The 15697-nt window shown below is 67.1% G+C and carries 7 protein-coding genes; 3 read left to right on the plus strand and 4 right to left on the minus strand.

The window, feature by feature from the left end; genetic code table 11:
* Positions 1 to 52 precede the first annotated feature (52 nt).
* Positions 53 to 7213 carry an Ig-like domain-containing protein gene (locus tag VHA82_RS07640; RefSeq protein ID WP_325542107.1) on the minus strand — a complete coding sequence of 2387 codons (7161 nt, stop codon included), beginning with the start codon at positions 7211 to 7213 and terminating at the stop codon, positions 53 to 55.
* Positions 7214 to 7277: 64 nt separating this feature from the next.
* Here VHA82_RS07640 and VHA82_RS07645 point away from each other — a divergent pair, with 64 nt between their 5' ends.
* Both VHA82_RS07645 and VHA82_RS07650 read left to right on the plus strand, forming a co-directional pair.
* Positions 7278 to 9434: a tetratricopeptide repeat-containing sulfotransferase family protein gene (locus VHA82_RS07645; RefSeq protein WP_325542109.1), complete on the plus strand. Its 2157-nt coding sequence runs from the start codon at positions 7278 to 7280 to the stop codon at positions 9432 to 9434.
* Between the two features lie 29 nt (positions 9435 to 9463).
* On the plus strand, positions 9464 to 10351 hold the full coding sequence (locus tag VHA82_RS07650; protein WP_325542111.1) for a DUF72 domain-containing protein: 888 nt from the start codon (positions 9464 to 9466) through the stop codon (positions 10349 to 10351).
* 18 nt (positions 10352 to 10369) lie between these two features.
* Here the strand turns inward: VHA82_RS07650 and VHA82_RS07655 are convergent, their stop codons facing one another.
* The gene (locus tag VHA82_RS07655) at positions 10370 to 11875 is read right to left on the minus strand and encodes a hypothetical protein (protein WP_325542113.1); all 1506 of its coding nucleotides are present in this window, start codon (positions 11873 to 11875) and stop codon (positions 10370 to 10372) included.
* 34 nt (positions 11876 to 11909) lie between these two features.
* Between VHA82_RS07655 and VHA82_RS07660 the strand changes: the two genes are divergently transcribed.
* A complete protein-coding gene (locus VHA82_RS07660; RefSeq protein ID WP_325542115.1) occupies positions 11910 to 12344 on the plus strand; it encodes a hypothetical protein in 435 nt (144 codons plus the stop codon).
* Positions 12345 to 12693: 349 nt separating this feature from the next.
* Here the strand turns inward: VHA82_RS07660 and VHA82_RS07665 are convergent, their stop codons facing one another.
* On the minus strand, positions 12694 to 13176 hold the full coding sequence (locus tag VHA82_RS07665) for a CesT family type III secretion system chaperone (protein WP_325542117.1): 483 nt from the start codon (positions 13174 to 13176) through the stop codon (positions 12694 to 12696).
* Positions 13177 to 13343: 167 nt separating this feature from the next.
* Positions 13344 to 15554 carry a hypothetical protein gene (locus tag VHA82_RS07670; protein WP_325542119.1) on the minus strand — a complete coding sequence of 737 codons (2211 nt, stop codon included), beginning with the start codon at positions 15552 to 15554 and terminating at the stop codon, positions 13344 to 13346.
* Between the last annotated feature and the right edge of the window lie 143 nt (positions 15555 to 15697).

Consider the following 15697-nt stretch of genomic DNA (forward strand, 5'->3'; position numbering starts at 1 on the left):
TGGTGGAGGCGGGCAAGCCGAAAGGCTTGCCCCGGGGCCACGGCGACACGCTTCAATGCGGCATCGCCAGCTGCGGCGCGTGGACCGGGGTCTGCGGCACGGGCGTGGCGATTGCGCTTGCCGGGGGAGCAAACGAAGCCAGCGCCTGAATCAGTTGCGCAGTGGCGTTGTTGATCTTCACCGACGACAGCGACGCGCTGCTGTTGGCGTTTCCGGCGGCATCGGTGAAGCTTCCCGCCGCGATGCCGATCGGAGCCGCCGTGTTCACGAGCCCCGGATCGGGCGTGAACAGCGCCGTGTAGACCAGGTTGCTCGATGCGGATTGGGCAAATCCGCTCAGGCTCCCGTGGGCCACCGAAATGTCGCTCGCATCGAAGGAATTGGCTGCCGCCGCTTCGCTCAACTTGAATGTGAGGGTGGCGGATTGTCCGCTGGTCAGAAGCAGATCGTTGGAGGTGATCGTCACGGTGGGCACCTTCGTGTCCACGGTCACCGGCAGGGGCGCGCTCCACGGGCTCGCGTTGCCCGCAAGGTCCGTCTGCATGACGGAGAGCTGGTGAACGCCGTCGCCCCGGGCGCTCGTGGGGACGATGGAGTAGCTGCCGTCGGCCAGGGCGGTCGTCGATCCGATGACGGTCGCGCCGTCCCTCAGCTGCACCTTGGCGCCCGCCTCGGCCACGCCGGTGATCGTCGGCAATTTCACGTTGGTGATGTTGTCGCCCGGAAGACCCGAATCGCTGGCGGCCGCCAGTGACAGACTGGGTGCCACCGGCGGCTTCGTGTCGACCGCGATGACGGTGCTGTCGCTCGAGAGGCTCGGGTTGCCGGCCGCATCGCTGAATGCGCCATCGGCGACCGTGATCGTCGCGTTGCCTTCATAGCCCGGCGCCGGCGTGAACCTGACCGTGTACGTGAGCTCCACGACCCGCTCGAACAGGCCGAAGAAATACCTTACCGTGGCCTGGCTGAAGTTGCTGAGTGTCCCGCTGCCGGGCGGCACGAGGATCAGGTCGCCGAGGGCGAACGATGTCCCGGACCCGGGGTATTCGGACAGGACGATGGTCAAGGTGCTGTATTCCCCGGCTTTCAGCGCATAGTCGTTCGCGGTGACCTTGACGGTCGGATTCGTCCTGTCCACGGCGATGGACAGGCCCGTCGATGCCGCATTGTTGTTGCCGACGTCATCCGTGAACTGGTTGGCCGCGACGCTGATCAGCGCCGTCCCCGTGAAGGCGGGGTCGGGCGTGAACGTGCCGCTGAACGTGACGTCGTCGCTGGTGGTCAGCTCGCCCATCGTGCCCACGACCTTGCCGGCGCTGTTCTTCACGCTGACGTCGCCGGCGGTGAACGTGCCCGCGGCCGCGGGCTCGCTGAGCGTGAAGGTGATCGTGGGATCGGCATCGCCGACGACCAGCGACAGGTCGCTCGAGATGATCGAGGTGACCTTGGGCGCCACCTTGTCGACCACGATCGCCAGTTGCGGCGAGGCGAGATTGCCTCTGCCGGCCGCGTCGGTGAATCGATCGGCGGCCACGCTGATCAGGGCCGTTCCGTTGAAGCCGGACTTCGGGGTGAACGTCCCGGTGAAGGTCTTGTTGTCGGTGGTCGTCCATCCACTCATCGTGCCGACCACCGCGCCGGTGCTGTCCGTGACGCTGATGTCGCTGGCCGTGAAGGTCCCCGCCTTCGCGGCACCGCCGAGGGTGAAGGTGATCTTCGGGTTGGCATCGCCGTTTTTCAGCGCCACGTCCGTCGATGTGATGGCGGCGATGATGGGGGGGCGCAGGTCCACCGCAATGCCCAGCACCGGGGAAGCGGCGTTGCCGTTACCGACCGCGTCCGTGAATCGATTGGCGGCAACGCTGATCAGGGCGGTCCCGACGAAGCCGACGTTCGGCGTGAAAGTGCCGGTGAAGATCCGGTTGTCTCTGGTGCTCAGGGCGCCCAGGGTGCCGACGACCGTGCCCGTGCCGTCCAGCACGCTGACGTCGGCGGCCGTGAAGCTGCCTGCCGTTGCCGCTTCGCTGAGGGTGAACGTGATGGTCGGGGCGGCGTCCCAGTCGATGAGATCCACGTCGGTGGAGGTGATGGCCGTGACCGTCGGCACGGCGGTGTCCATCGCGATGCCGAGCGTCGACGAGGCCGTGTTCGCGTTTCCGGCGGCATCGGTGAAGCTTCCCGCCGCGATGCCGACCGCAGCCGGCGTCGTCTGGCCCGGATCGGGTGTGAACAGCGCCGTATAGACCAGGTCGCTCGTCGCGGATTGGGCAAAACCGCTCAGGCTTCCATGGGTGACCGAAATGTCGCTTGCATCGAAGGTGCCGCTTGCCGCCGCTTCGCTCAACTTGAAGGTCAGCGTGGCGGTTTCTCCGCTGGCAAGAAGCGGGTCGCTGGAGGAGATCGTCGTCACGGTGGGCACTTTCGTGTCCACCGTCACCGCCAGGGGCGCGCTCCACGGGCTCGCGTTGCCCGCAAGGTCGGTCTGCATGACGGTGAGCTGGTGAACGCCGTCGCCCCGGGCGCTCGTGGGGACGATGGAGTAGCTGCCGTCGGCCAGGGCGGTCGTCGATCCGATGACGGTGGTGCCGTCCCTCAGCTGCACCTTCGCGCCCGCCTCGGCCACGCCGGCGATCGTCGGCAATTTCACGTTGGTCAGGTTGTCGCCCGGAAGACCCGCATCGCTGGCGGCCGCCAATGACAGACTGGGCGCCACCGGCGGCTTCGTGTCGACCGCGATGACGGTGCTGTTGCTCGGCAGGCTCGGGTTGCCGGCCGCATCGCTGAATGCGCCATCGGCGACCGTGATCGTCGCGTCACCTTCATAGCCCGGCGCCGGCGTGAACCTGACTGTGTAGGTGGGTGGCGAGCCCGATGTCTGGCTGAAGTTGCCGAGCGTGCCGCTGCCGGGCGTGACGCTCAGGTCGCCGAGCGTGAACCCAGTCCCGGTTTCGGAAAGGACGATGGTCAACGTGCTGGTTTCGCCCGCTTTCAGCGCATGGTCGCTGGCGGTGACCGTGACGGTCGGAGCGGTCCTGTCGACCGCGACGGACAAGTTCGTCGATGCGGTGTTGTTGTTGCCGACGACATCCGTGAACTGGTTCGCCGCGACGCCGATCAGCGCCGTCCCCGTGAAGGCGGAGTTGGGTGTGAACGTGCCGCTGAACGTGATGTCGTCGCTCGTGGTCAAGGCGCCCATCGTGCCCACGACCGCGCCGGCGCTGTTCTTCACGCTGACGTCGGCGGCGGTGAACGTGCCCGCGGCCGCGGGCTCGCTGAGCGTGAAGGTGATCGTGGGATCGGCATCGCCGACCACCAGCGACAGGTCGCTCGATGTGATCGAGGTGACCTTGGGCGCGACCTTGTCGACCACGATGGCCAGTTGCGGCGAGGCCAGGTTGCCCTTGCCGGCCGCGTTCGTGAATTGATCGGCGGCAACGCTGATGAGGGCCGTTCCGTTGAACCCGGTCTTCGGAGTGAAAGTCCCGGAGAAGGTCTTGTTGTCCGCAGTCGTCAGTCCGCCCATCGTCCCGACCACCGCGCCGGTGCTGTCCTGGATGGTGATGTCGGCGGCCGTGAACGTGCCCGCCTTGACCGCTTCGCTCACGGTGAAGCTGACCTTCGGGTTGGCATCGCCGTTTTTCAGCGCCACGTCCGTCGACGTGATGGCCGTGATGACGGGCGACCTGCGGTCCACCGCGATGCTCAGGACCGAGGATGCGGCGTTGCCGTTGCCGACCGCGTCCGTGAATTCGTTGGCGGCAATGCTGATCAGGGCGGTCCCGAGGTATGCGGCGTTCGGTGTGAAAGTGCCGGTGAAGGTCCGGTTGTCGCTGGTGGCCAGGGCCCCCATCGTGCCCACGACAGCGCCCGTGCCGTCCAGCACGCTGACGTCGCCGGCCGTGAAGGTCCCCGGCGCCGGTGCTTCGCTGAGGGTGAACGTGATGGCCGGGTCGGCATCCGCGTTGGTCACGGACAGATTGGTGGAGGCGATCGACGTGACGGTCGGGGCGACGGTGTCCACCTCGATCACGAGTGTCGACGACGCAGTGTTCGCATTGCCGATGACATCGGTGAACCGGGCGGCCGCGATGCTCATCCAGGCAGTTCCATTGAAGCCGGGGTTCGGCGTGAAGGTGCCGGTGAAGGTCTGGCTGTCGCTGGTGCTCCAAGCGTTCAGGGTTCCCACCACGGCGCCGGTGCCGTCGACCACACTGACGTCGGCGGCGGTGAAGCTGCCCGCGGCCGCTGGCTCGCTCAGCGTGAAGGTGATCGTCGGGTCGGCATCGCCATTGGCCAGCGCGACGTCGCTGGAGGCGATGGAGTTGACGGTCGGCGCCACTTTGTCGACGTCGATGCCGAGGGCGGCGGATGCGGCGTTGCCATTGCCGGGCGCGTCGGTGAACCGATTGGCCCCGACGCTGACGAAGGCCGTGCCCGTGAAGCCCGCATTCGGCGTGAAGGTGCTGGTGAAGGCGATGTTGTCCTTGGTGCTCAATGCGCCGATCGTCCCCACCACGGCGCCGCTGCCGTCCAGCACGCTGACGTCGGCGGCGGTGAAGCTGTCCGCGGCGGCCGCCTCGCTCAGGGTGAAGGTGATCGTGGGGTCCGCGTCGCCGATGGCCAGCGCGGTGTCGCTGGACGCGATGGAGGCGATCGTCGGCGCCACCTCGTCCACCGCGATGGCGAGCGCCGACGAGGCGGCGTTGCCGTTGCCGGGCACGTCGGTGAACCGGTTGGCCCCGACGCTCACGAAGGCCGTTCCGGTGTAGCCCGCATTCGGCGTGAAGGTGCTGGTGAAGGTGATGTTGTCCTTGGTGCTCAATGCGCCGATCGTCCCCACCACGGCACCGCTGCCGTCCTGCACGCTGACGTCGGCGCCGGTGAAGCTGTCCGCGGCGGCCGCCTCGCTCAGGGTGAAGGTGATAATCGGGTCGGCATCGCCGATGATGAGGGAGTTGTCGGTGGTGGTGATCGACGTGACCGTCGGCGCCACCTTGTCCACCACGATCCTCAGCGTGGATGAGGCTGTGTCGTTGCTGTTGCCCGGCACGTCGGTGAACCGGTTGGCCGCGACGCTGATCAGCGCCGTGCCCGTGAAGCCGGCATTGGGTGTGAAGATGCCGGTGAAGGTCTGACTGTCGGTGGTGCCCAGCTTGCCGATCGTTCCGACGATGTTGCCCGTGCTGTCCGTGACGCTCACGTCGCTGGCCGTGAAGGTGTCCGGGGCCGCGGGCTCGCTCAGAGTGAACGTGATGGCGGGATTGGCATCGCCGGCGAGGAGGGTCAGATCGGTGGAGGTGATGGACGTGACCGCCGGCGCCACCTTGTCGACCGTCACGTGAAGGGTAGGCGACACCTGGTTGCCGATGCCCGAGGTGCTGGTGACGCGGTTCGCCGCGACGCTGATCAGCGCGTCACCGTTGAATCCGGCATTGGGCGTGAGGGTGCCTGTGAAGGTCAGGTTGTCGGTGGTGCTGAGCGCGCCCACCGCGCCGACGGTATTCCCCGCGCCGTCTTTGACGCTCACGTCGCCGCCCTTGAACGTGCCCGCGGCCGCGGGCGTGTTGAGCACGAAGGTGATCGTGGGATTGGGGTCGCTCGCGATGAGCGAAACATCGCTGGACGTGATCGAAGTGATCAGCAGTGCCAGCGAATAGGCGCCCAGATCGGGCGGGGCACCGCGCCCCAGGCCGCGCTGATCCACCGTGATGCCGGTGCCGGCGGCGCCGGCCTGCAGGGCCGCGGTGCTTGCAGTGGTCAGCGCGATGGTGGGTGTCGGCCCGCCGTTGTCGGCCAGCCCGGCCGGATCGAAGTTCGGGTTGGTGCCGGCGACCAGCGCGCCGGGCGCGAGTCCGTTGCTGCCACTCGCATTGAGCGTGACCAGGTTGTTGCTGCTGGCCGAAAGATCGGCCGCCTGGCCGCCCCCGTTGGTCGTGGCGAAGAAGTCGGTCACGCTGGTGGCCGCGTTCTGCCCGAGGATGCTGTTCTTCAGGGTCACGGTGGCCCGCTGGCCGCTGCCGTCGCTCAGTACGAAGAGGTCCGTTCCGCCCTGGGCCGCCGTGTTGCCGCTCATGGTCACGAAGGTCGCGTTCAGCGTGCCGTTGCGCACGAAGACGGCGCCGCCCCTGCCGCTGCCGGCGCCGCCGTCCCCGGCAGCCGAGCCGCTGCCGGTGCCGCCGATGCCGCCGGTGGCGCCGTTCTGCGTAAACGTGCTGTTGACCAGCGTGATCGTCCCGCCATTGCTGAAGATGGCGCCGCCAAGGCCGGCACCGCCACCGCCACCGCCGCCCTTGTTGTTGAAGGCGCCGCGGCCGCCGTTGCCGGCGCCGAAGCCACCGGCGCCGCCGAGGCTGGTGCCACGCCCACCGCCACCGCCTCCTCCACCCCCTCCGAAGCCGCCGAAGCCGCCGTGGCTGAAGTTGCCACCGCCGCCACCGCCGCCGCCCAGGCCACCCGCGCCTCCGGGACGGCCGATCGACGTGCCATTGGCGCCGCCGCCGCCGCCGCCGGCCCCGCCGCCGAGGCCACCGAGGCCGCCTGCATTGAGGATCGGCCCGCCATTGGCACCATTGACCCCGCCGCCGTGGCCGCCTGTTGTTCCCGAGGCCGCCGAGCCGGCGGCGCCCATGCCGCCACCGCCGCCGCCGGCTTGCGAGCTGCCCGCGTCGGTCGAGCCACCCTTGCCGCCCTGGGCCTGGTTGTTGACGAAGGTGACGCCATTGGCGGTGAAGCTGCTGGTGCTGCCATCCACGAGTACCGCGCCGCCCAGGCCCGCACCGCCGCCGCCGCCACCCCCGACACCGCCGTTGCCGCCCGCCCCACCCAGGGCGTAGCCACCTGTCAGCGTCGTGTTGATCAGGCTCAGGCTGCCGCCACCCTCGACGGCGAAGAGCCTCGTCGCCCCGACGCCGTCGATGGTGATGCCCCGCATGCCCGCGCCGAGCGAACCGTCGATGGTCACATCGTCGGCGCCGATGACGAAGGCGGTCTGCCCGTAGGGATTGACGTAGCCGCCGGGAACCGTCGACAGGATCGCGCTCAGCGTGATGGTGCTTGCGCCGGCGAAGACCGAGCTGTCGAAGGTGATGGTGTCGACGACGCCGTCCAGGCTCGCCTGGTACAGGCAGTAGCGCAGGTCGCCGCTGGTCCCCGAGCCGGTGCCGGCGCTGGAGCCGGATGCATCGCCGGTGATGTTGACGAGGAAAGTGGTCATTGTGTTGCTTTTGTCCGGTTGAAATTCAAGTTCGATTTTCGGCGCGCAATAATAGCTGCTTAGTTTGTTCAATCTCGAAAAATTAGTTTCTTTGATTTATTCATCGAACACGGTCGACCACCTGCGTGCTCGCGCGCTCGCGCACCACGAGGCCGGCCGTTTTGCGGACGCGGCGCGCGACTACCAGCGCCTGCTCGAACAGAGGCCCGGGGACCCTGACGCGCTGCACCTGTTCGGCCTGCTGCACCGGCAGTGCGGCTATCCGCAGCGTGCACTGGAGTTGATCGGTGCCGCCATCGCGCTGCGCCCTCGGGTAGCCGCATTCCATGCGAACCTGGCCGAGGCGCATCGGGCTTTGGGACAGTTCGGCTCCGCCGCCGAGTGCTGCCGCGAGGCCTTGCGGCTGCAGCCCGATGACCCCGACGCAGCCAACAACCTCGGGCTGGCCCTGCACGGCCTGGGGCGCTTCGATGAAGCGCTGGAGCAATTCGATTGCGCGCTGGCACACCGCCCCGGTTTCGCGCTGGCGCAAAACAATCGAGGCACCTCTCTGGTCCAGCTGGGCAGGTTGCGCGAAGCCGAGGCGGCCTACGCCCACGCGATCGGAATGGATCCCGGGCTTGCGATGGCGCATTCCAACCTGGCGCGTCTGCGGCAGCTGGATGGCAGGCTGGACTCGGCCGTGCCCCACGCGGAGCGCGCCGCAGGGCTCGAGCCCGGCAACGCCGGCCTGCAGCAGCACGCGGCCATGCTGCACGCCCTGCGCGATGATTGGGCGAACGCCATCCCCTTTTGCGAGCGTCGCGTCGCGCTCGCGCCGGGCGACGCCGATGCGCTGTGCGATCTGGGCTTCGCATACCAGTCGCGCGAGCGGACTGCGCTTGCGCAGGCGACGTTGCAGCGGGCGCTGGACCACGATCGCAGTCATCTGCAGGCGTGGCTCAACATGGCCGACCTGCATGAGCAGCAAGGTGCGCTGGACGAGGCGCAGGCGTGCTATCGCAAGGCGCAAGCCTGCCACCCGCAGTCGCTGCTGCCCGCTGCCCACCGAGCTCAACTGGCGCCACACTGTACGAGCGACTCCGAGCGGGACCGTCTTCGCTTCGCGCTGTATCGGCACGACCTCGAACCGCAGGAGCGCGCCTGCGCGCTCTTTGCGCTGGCGCAGGTGGCCGATGCGCGCGGCGACTACGCCGAGGCCGCCGCCTGCCTGGCACCGGCCAATGCGCTCACGCGCGGGCTGCGGCGCGCAAGTGGGCAGCACTACGATCCGGATGAACACATGCGCTACGTCGACTGGCTGATGGCGGCGTTCACGCCGCAGCTGTTCGCGCGGCTCGGCGCAGGCGGCGCAGGCGGCGCAGTTGGCGCAGTCGGAAACGACTCGGCGCAACAGGTCTTCGTGTTCGGCATGCCGCGCTCGGGGACCTCCCTGGTCGAGCAGGTTCTGTCCAGTCACCCGCGCATTCACGGCGCGGGCGAACTGACGCTGGTGCGGGATGCGATGGACTCGTTGCCGGTTCCCGCCGGTGAGCCGGGCGAACCGCTGCCGGATCTGGCCTTCCTGGAGGCCGCCGACGTGACGCGCCTGGCTGCCGGCTACCTCGGCGGCTTGCGCGGGGTGCTCGAGCGGCAGGGCGTGGCAGGGATGCATGGGGCCGAATCGCCGGCGGCCACGCGCGTCGTCGACAAGATGCCGGACAACTACCTGTATCTCGGCATGATCGCGCTCATGTTCCCGCGCGCGACGCTCATCCACGTACGGCGCGACCTGCGCGACGTGGCGCTCTCTTGCTGGCAGACGCGCTTTCGCAGCGTGCGCTGGGCCGACGACATGCATGACCTGGCCCACCGCATCGGCAACTACCGGCGGCTCGGCGAGCACTGGCGAGCCGTGTTGCCGGGGCGGGTGCACGAAGTCCACTATGAGCGACTTGTCGGCGACTTCGAGGCGCAGGCGCGCCGGCTGGTCGCCGCCTGCGGCCTGGACTGGGAGCCGGCATGCCTCGCGTTCCACCGGAATTCGCGGCCGGTGCGAACCGCCAGCCTCGCGCAGGTGCGCCGGCCGCTCTACACCGGGTCCCTGGCGCGCTGGCGCCGCTACGAGCCTTACCTGGGTGCCTTGTTCGAGGCGTGCGCGGACGGCCGCGAGCATGAGCTCGAGATGCGAGAAGCCGCGATCACGCCGATCAACGCGGGAGACCACAACGCCGTCCATTGATGGGCAGGCGGCGTGATAGCTTCCGGTCCATGGCGGGTCGTGTCTTCATCGGCGTGTCGGGCTGGCGGTATACCCCGTGGCGCGGACACTTCTATCCGAAGGGGCTCGCGCAATCGCGCGAACTCGAGTACGCCTCGCGGCAATTCCATACTCTGGAACTCAACGGCTCGTTCTACTCGCTGCAGCGGCCTTCGAGCTACGCGGCGTGGGCGCGGGCCACACCGCCGGGCTTCATCTTCGCGGTGAAGGGTAGCCGCTACATCACGCACATGCTGAAGCTGCGCAACATCGAGACCGCGCTCGCGAACTTCCTTGCTTCGGGACTGTTCGAGCTGGGCGACAAGCTCGGTCCGATCCTCTGGCAGTTCGCGCCGCAGATGCGGTTTCATGCCGATCTGTTCGACGAGTTCCTCGCGCGACTGCCGAAGACAGCGAACGCCGCGGCGAAGATCGCGCGAGGCCGGGATGCCCGTGTGCGCGACCGCGAATCGCTCGTGCCCGATCGCAACCGGCGCATGAGGCACGCCGTCGAAGTGAGGCACGAAAGCTTTGTCGATGCGGCCTTCATCCGCATGCTGCGCAGGCACGGCGTCGCGTGGGTGGTGGCCGATACGCCGAATTCGTGGCCGCTCTTCGAGGACGTGACGGCGGACTTCGTGTACGTGCGCCTGCACGGATCGACCGAGCTTTACAACAGCCGGTATTCGCCCGAAGAGATCGCCTACTGGGCGCGATGCATCCGCGCGTGGGCGCGAGGCGGGCAGCCGCGCGGCGCGCGGCTCATCTCGAAGGAGAAGCCGCGCGAGCGCGCCTCGCGCGACGTGTACTGCTACTTCGACAACACGGACAAGCGCTGCGCGCCGGAGAATGCGAGGGAGTTGATGGCGCGCACGGAGCGCGACATCACGTCCTGCTGACCGTCGGCAACGCCCCTTCTAGCGCTGAGCGAAGGCGCTGAGCTCGCCGGCGAGTTGGATCAGTTCCGTGAGAGCGGCCGGGTTGCCTTGCTCGATCCAGGCTGTCCGAGCGTCCCCAAAGAGAGTCACGAGGCCCGCGTTCGTCGAGAACAGGGGATTCGCGATGTCTTCGGCAATCCGCTCGATCAGCTGCATAGCTCTGGGCTCTCCCTGTGCCGGTGTCCACGTGGTCAGGGCATTGCAGAAGTGAAGCAGGCTTTCTCGCGAGCCCAAGGCTTGTCCTTCACGATTCAGGAAGTTGCCGGCGCCGCTGCTGCTGCCGCTGTTGCCGATCTCGGCGTACGGCGGAGGCCCACCATCGACGGCGCTGCTGCTGCTGCTTCCGCTACTGCTACTGCTGCTGCTTCCGCTACTGCTGCTGCTTCCGCTACTGCTGCTTCCGCTTCCTGCGCTGCTCGCCTCACTGTAGGGCGGCGGCGGCGTGTCCTGCGACGGATCCTGATCTTCCGGCAACGGCACCGATTCCCTCTGGATTTCCCTGACGATCCCTTGCATGACAGCGGCGTTCCTCACTCCTTCTCTCCACGCAGCCAGCTTATCAAGGAACTGTGCCTTGAGGCCTTCGTCGAGCTGGAATCCTCTGACTCCCGCCAGCAGGTCGCGTTCGATCGCTGCCAGGTGTTCATCCTTCTTCGAGAGAGGAACGTTGCCCTTGGCAAGAAACTTCTGGCAATTGGAATTCAGGCTCTCCATCGTTCCGGCCGTGGTCGCAGGCAACTGCGAGGCGCCGGCATTCGCCTGGGCTCCATTGGCTTGCCTGGCTCGGCGCACGAATTCGGGCACGACCTCCGGGTGCCGGTACGGGCCCGCCTCGTCGGCATCGCCTGCGAGCAACTGCCGGTCGAGCAACGCGACGTCCGGCAAAACGCCGGCACGGGCAACGATCCTGGCCTGGACAATCTGCTTGACCCGCTCGCTCTCCGCCGGCGCAACGAGCGCCGGGGGCCACCGCTCGGACTGCGCACCCTCGGACGACGAATGGCCGAGCGAGTTCGCGAGCGCGCTGCCATAGCGCGCGACAGCCCCCTTCATGTCGGCCACGGCGGCGCGGGCGCGGCCCATGAAACTTGCCCTTCGCGCATCGGAAGGCGAGACGGGCTTGTGCTCCTCTTCATGCGGCTTGTGCTCTTCCGTCTTGAGGAAGCGCTTGTGAAAGTCCCGCCTCACCAACCCGTGGACCTCTTCGATGGCATGCTCCAGAAGAGCGGTCAGTACCCGGAAATCCCATGGTCCCACCGCCTGGTTGCGAAGCAGGTTCCACTCGTGGAGGATTTCGCCTTGCGTGTAGCTCGAGACATTGAGCTGCATCGGGCTGCTTGGGCTGAAATAGGTGCGGAGAACCTGCCGAAAGAAGTTGTACTGGGCAAAGGGTGGCGAATTGGCCGGCAGCTTTCCGAATTCGAACATCGTCTCCATGAACTTGACGTTCTCGGCGCAATGCGCTTCTTCCGCCGATCTGCTCATCCGCTCATGCCCCTCGGCATAACGGAGATGGTCGTTGAAGTCCGGCTTGGCACTCGTCGAGCGGCGGGTGGCCGATCCCCTGCTGGAAGGAGTGTCGGATTCCCAGGGGTCGCTGCTGCCCCAGAGTTCCTCCGTGCCGCTTTCGCTCTTGCCGTTTCGTCCGGAGCGAGGCGTGGTCGGTGCGATGCTCGGGCTCGCCGGTCTCGCGATGGTCGGCGTGACAGCGGCAGTCTCTCTTCTGCTGGGCGACTTGCTGGGCCCTCTGCTGTGCGCTCTCGGACGCATGAAGCTTTCCAGACGCGACAACGAGGGAGAACTGCCGGGCAAGGCGAGCGTCTTCGATCCGCCACCGTTGCGCGAACTGCCGCCGGTTCGCGAGTCGCCGCCCGATCGCTGGCCATTCGTCAACGAGCCTTCTCTCGATGAAGGCGGCGTGTCCGCGGCGGCCGGCATGTCGTGCGAGGATTGACTCGCGCTGGACGCGCTGGACGCGCTGGACGCGCTGGACGCGCTCGACCCGCTTGCCGTCGTGCCGGATGCGGAAGACGATGAAGCGGTGGACGTCGAGACGCCCGAGCCGCTGCTGGAACTCCCGCCGGCGGCAGCAGAACGCTCCATTGCGGCGTCGATACTGCCCGAAACGAAGCCGGGGCCGGCCTGAATCCCGCCGTTGCTCGTAGAGGACTGAGGTGGCTGGGCCGACGCATCGCCATCGACGGGCGAAGGAAGGGCTTGCGAAGTGAAGACTGTTGGACGGGTGGAATCCATGATGGGTGGTAGGTAGGAATGGGGATGGACGGGCTGCGCTGCGCCAAGTCTCACGCGATGTGCAACAGCATGTCGAGCGGCGGACTCTCGTGCTCGTGGCCGCGATCGACCGCGACGGCGGGCAGGTCCTCGCGGCATTGGACGATCGTGTCGATGCCCTTGTTGATCAATTCATACAGACCGCTCGGTGAGGCTTCGAAAAGCGAATAGACGTATTGCAGGATCGCGTCGCCGGTGGCTGGGTTTCGGCTGAACACCGGCGGGTTCACCTGCAGCAGAACGAAGTTGGCTTCGAGGAAAGCCTGGAACTGAACGGACGCACGCTCGCGGTCCTCCCCCAGGGGACCTACTTCGAAGACGACGAACACGTGGTCGGGGCTGACGTCCGGTCGATGCACCAGATTGACGATCATGTCGCGAAAGATCACGTGAAACGCGACCAGGCCGTTGGCGTCGGCCTTCAGTGCGGGCGGCGCAACGCCGATCACTTCGCAGAAGCCGGCGCACAATTCCTCGAAATTTGCAATTGCCACGGGAGAGCGCTGCCTTTCCTCAGTCAGCTGTCTGCTCCCCTGGAAATGCCGGTCCCGGGCGCGTGGCGCGGGTTACGTCTTCCTGGGTTCGATTATTCGCAATCGAACGTTCAATTTCACCTAGACGGAAGTCGGGGTCCCCGAACCCGCAGGCGTTCGGACCCCGCTCACGCGGCAGCGGCGGGCTGCTCGTTTCGTTGTCTGCCAGGCACGCCCTCGAGGGGACGCAATACCGGCGTGCCCATGGCCGGCGCGGCCAGAGGAGCGGCAACCCTCTTGCCGGCGGCGTTCCAGTAAGTGATCCGGGTCGCGCGCAGCAGCGCATCTTGACCCTCGCCCTCGGCGCGAACTTCCTTCACCGAGTCGGGCAGATCGAGCCTCAGTGCTTCATTCCGAAACCGGATCGCGAGTGTTTCGAGTTGGAGCGCATTGCCGCGCAGCCCGCGCAAGTTCATGTAGATTCCCTCGTCTGGCGCCGCCACGGACAAGGCGGTGAGGGGCGAGAAGCAGGCGAGCCCCGCCACGAAGTCATCGTCCAGGTCGACTCCATCAGGCAGAGCGAGCCAGGCGGTGCCGCCTTCGCCGGCATCCAGACTGCAATCCTGCAGCGCCATGAAGGCCTCCTGCGGCAGGAACTGCAGCCATGGAACGAATTCGGGATCGAGGCGCCTGAAGTCCCATCCGAACCTGCCCTGGGCATCGAATTCGGCACATTCCAGGAAGGCGTGGGCAATCGTTGACGGGTCATGATCGGAAAGCGCGTCCATACCCGAGAACACATCGGTCAGTGTGTCGAGCAGAGCCTCTCCGCCGACAGGGCGGTGAACGTACGCCGCGTCGAGATCCTGGCCCGTCGCGCCCTGGCGCGTCACTTTCCACCGCGACGGCGTTTCCGCGTCGGCCGACTCTTCGGCACGCACGGTTGTCACGATGGCCGGCACGGTGATCCACAGCGCCCTGTCCTTCGCCTCGCGGATGACGACTTCGCCCAGGTACACCCCCGGCCCCTGCAAGGCGCCAAGATCCACGAAGAGGCTTCGAGCAGGCGCCGCCACCGAAAGCCTGCAAAGCGGCGACAGTTGCTTCAGGCACGTCACCAGATAGGCATCGATCTCCAACCCCTCGGGCAAGGCGAGCCAGGCGGTGCCCGTGCCGGCGCGTTCGGCGCTGTCCTGCAAGGCGACGAAAGCCGCAACGCCGAGCGCCTGCACCCAGGGCAGATGCTCGGGCGGCACCTGCCTGAAATCCCAGCCGAAATCGCCGGATCCGTCGAGACTCGCGCAGTCCATGATGGCTTGAGCCACCACGCCCACGTCCATCTCGCTCTCCGCAAAATCGGGTTCTTTGGCGATCACCGTGAGGATTTCGACGAGTCGCTCGCGCAGCACGGGGTCGCCGGTGCACGGACAAGCCTCGGCCTGCGGCGTCGCGGGCACGACACGCGCCGGGGCGCTCGCCCCCGGGGCATCGCCCGCCTTCGCACCGCGGACTTCCCTCGGCGCCATGACGGTCGTCCCGCCGTGTCCGTGCACGATCACGTGCTGCAGCTGCGCAAAGCACTCTTCGTTGAGGACGTCCTCGAAGAGGAGGAGCCCTTGGGAATCGACGTGCACGTGCGCAATCCCGATCCCGCCACTGCTCGCCACCGCCTGCACCAGCGCCTTCACGTCGTCTTCGGTGAGCGAACGCAGACACTGCTGCAGCTCGTCGCTCGGCGCACACAGGTTCAGCTTGAGCCCGGAGATCCGCGCATCCAGATCCGCGGCCACGCTCTCGACATCGAATGCGGGGCGCGAAGGGTCCTCGCGTTCGGCCACGCGGCGCAGCACTTCCACCACGCCAGGCCTCACGAATCTCACCCGCGGCATCCCTTCGTCGTCCTGCAGGCCGCGTTTCTCGGCGTGGTCCAGGAACGGGTAGAGGGGATCGCGCATCACGGTCACGCAATGCAGTTTCGCGAACGTGCGCTGGAAAAGCGCCGGACGCACGATCGCAAGGCTGTCCGCATCCACCTTGAGATGCGTGACGTTCTGTCCTGCCTCTTCGAGCACCTTCTGCAAGTCGCGCCAGTCGTCGGCGGAGAAGGCGCGAAGCAGATCGGCCAGCTCGGGACTCATCCCACGCAGATCGATTTCGCCGCCCTGGACGCGTTCGCGCAGCTGCGACGCAGCGCGCTCGGGGTCGAGCGGGACCTTCATGGAACCGGACACCGACGCCACGGTACCGAACAGCTTCAAGAGCGACTGCAGCAAAGGATCCTGCAGCCTGGGGGTGTCCCCGGTGCCGCTCACCTGCTGCTTGAGTTCCGGCCTGGCCACGAAGTCGAAGAACGACGCATGCGGCGACGCATACGCCAGCAACATAACCTCACCGGCCATGACCTTCCCCCCAGAATAATCGCAAAGCGCCGAGTCTAACCCGAAAGATAACTACTCCCAAACCGGACTGATACTCCAGACCAAAGTCTCTGCGCGCTCGAAACACGTGGCGCCTCTGGGGACCGACGGGAACGCTCACCCCG

Origin of the sequence: Ramlibacter sp. (assembly GCF_035548915.1) — a bacterium.
GTDB lineage: Bacteria > Pseudomonadota > Gammaproteobacteria > Burkholderiales > Burkholderiaceae_C > Ramlibacter.

Excerpts from the sequence above, each read along its gene's own strand:
- VHA82_RS07640 (WP_325542107.1), bottom strand. The coding sequence starts at position 7,213 with ATGACCACTTTCCTCGTCAACATCACCGGCGATGCATCCGGCTCCAGC.
- VHA82_RS07650 (WP_325542111.1), top strand. The coding sequence starts at position 9,464 with ATGGCGGGTCGTGTCTTCATCGGCGTGTCGGGCTGGCGGTATACCCCG.
- VHA82_RS07655 (WP_325542113.1), bottom strand. The coding sequence starts at position 11,875 with ATGAGCAGATCGGCGGAAGAAGCGCATTGCGCCGAGAACGTCAAGTTC.
- VHA82_RS07670 (WP_325542119.1), bottom strand. The coding sequence starts at position 15,554 with ATGGCCGGTGAGGTTATGTTGCTGGCGTATGCGTCGCCGCATGCGTCG.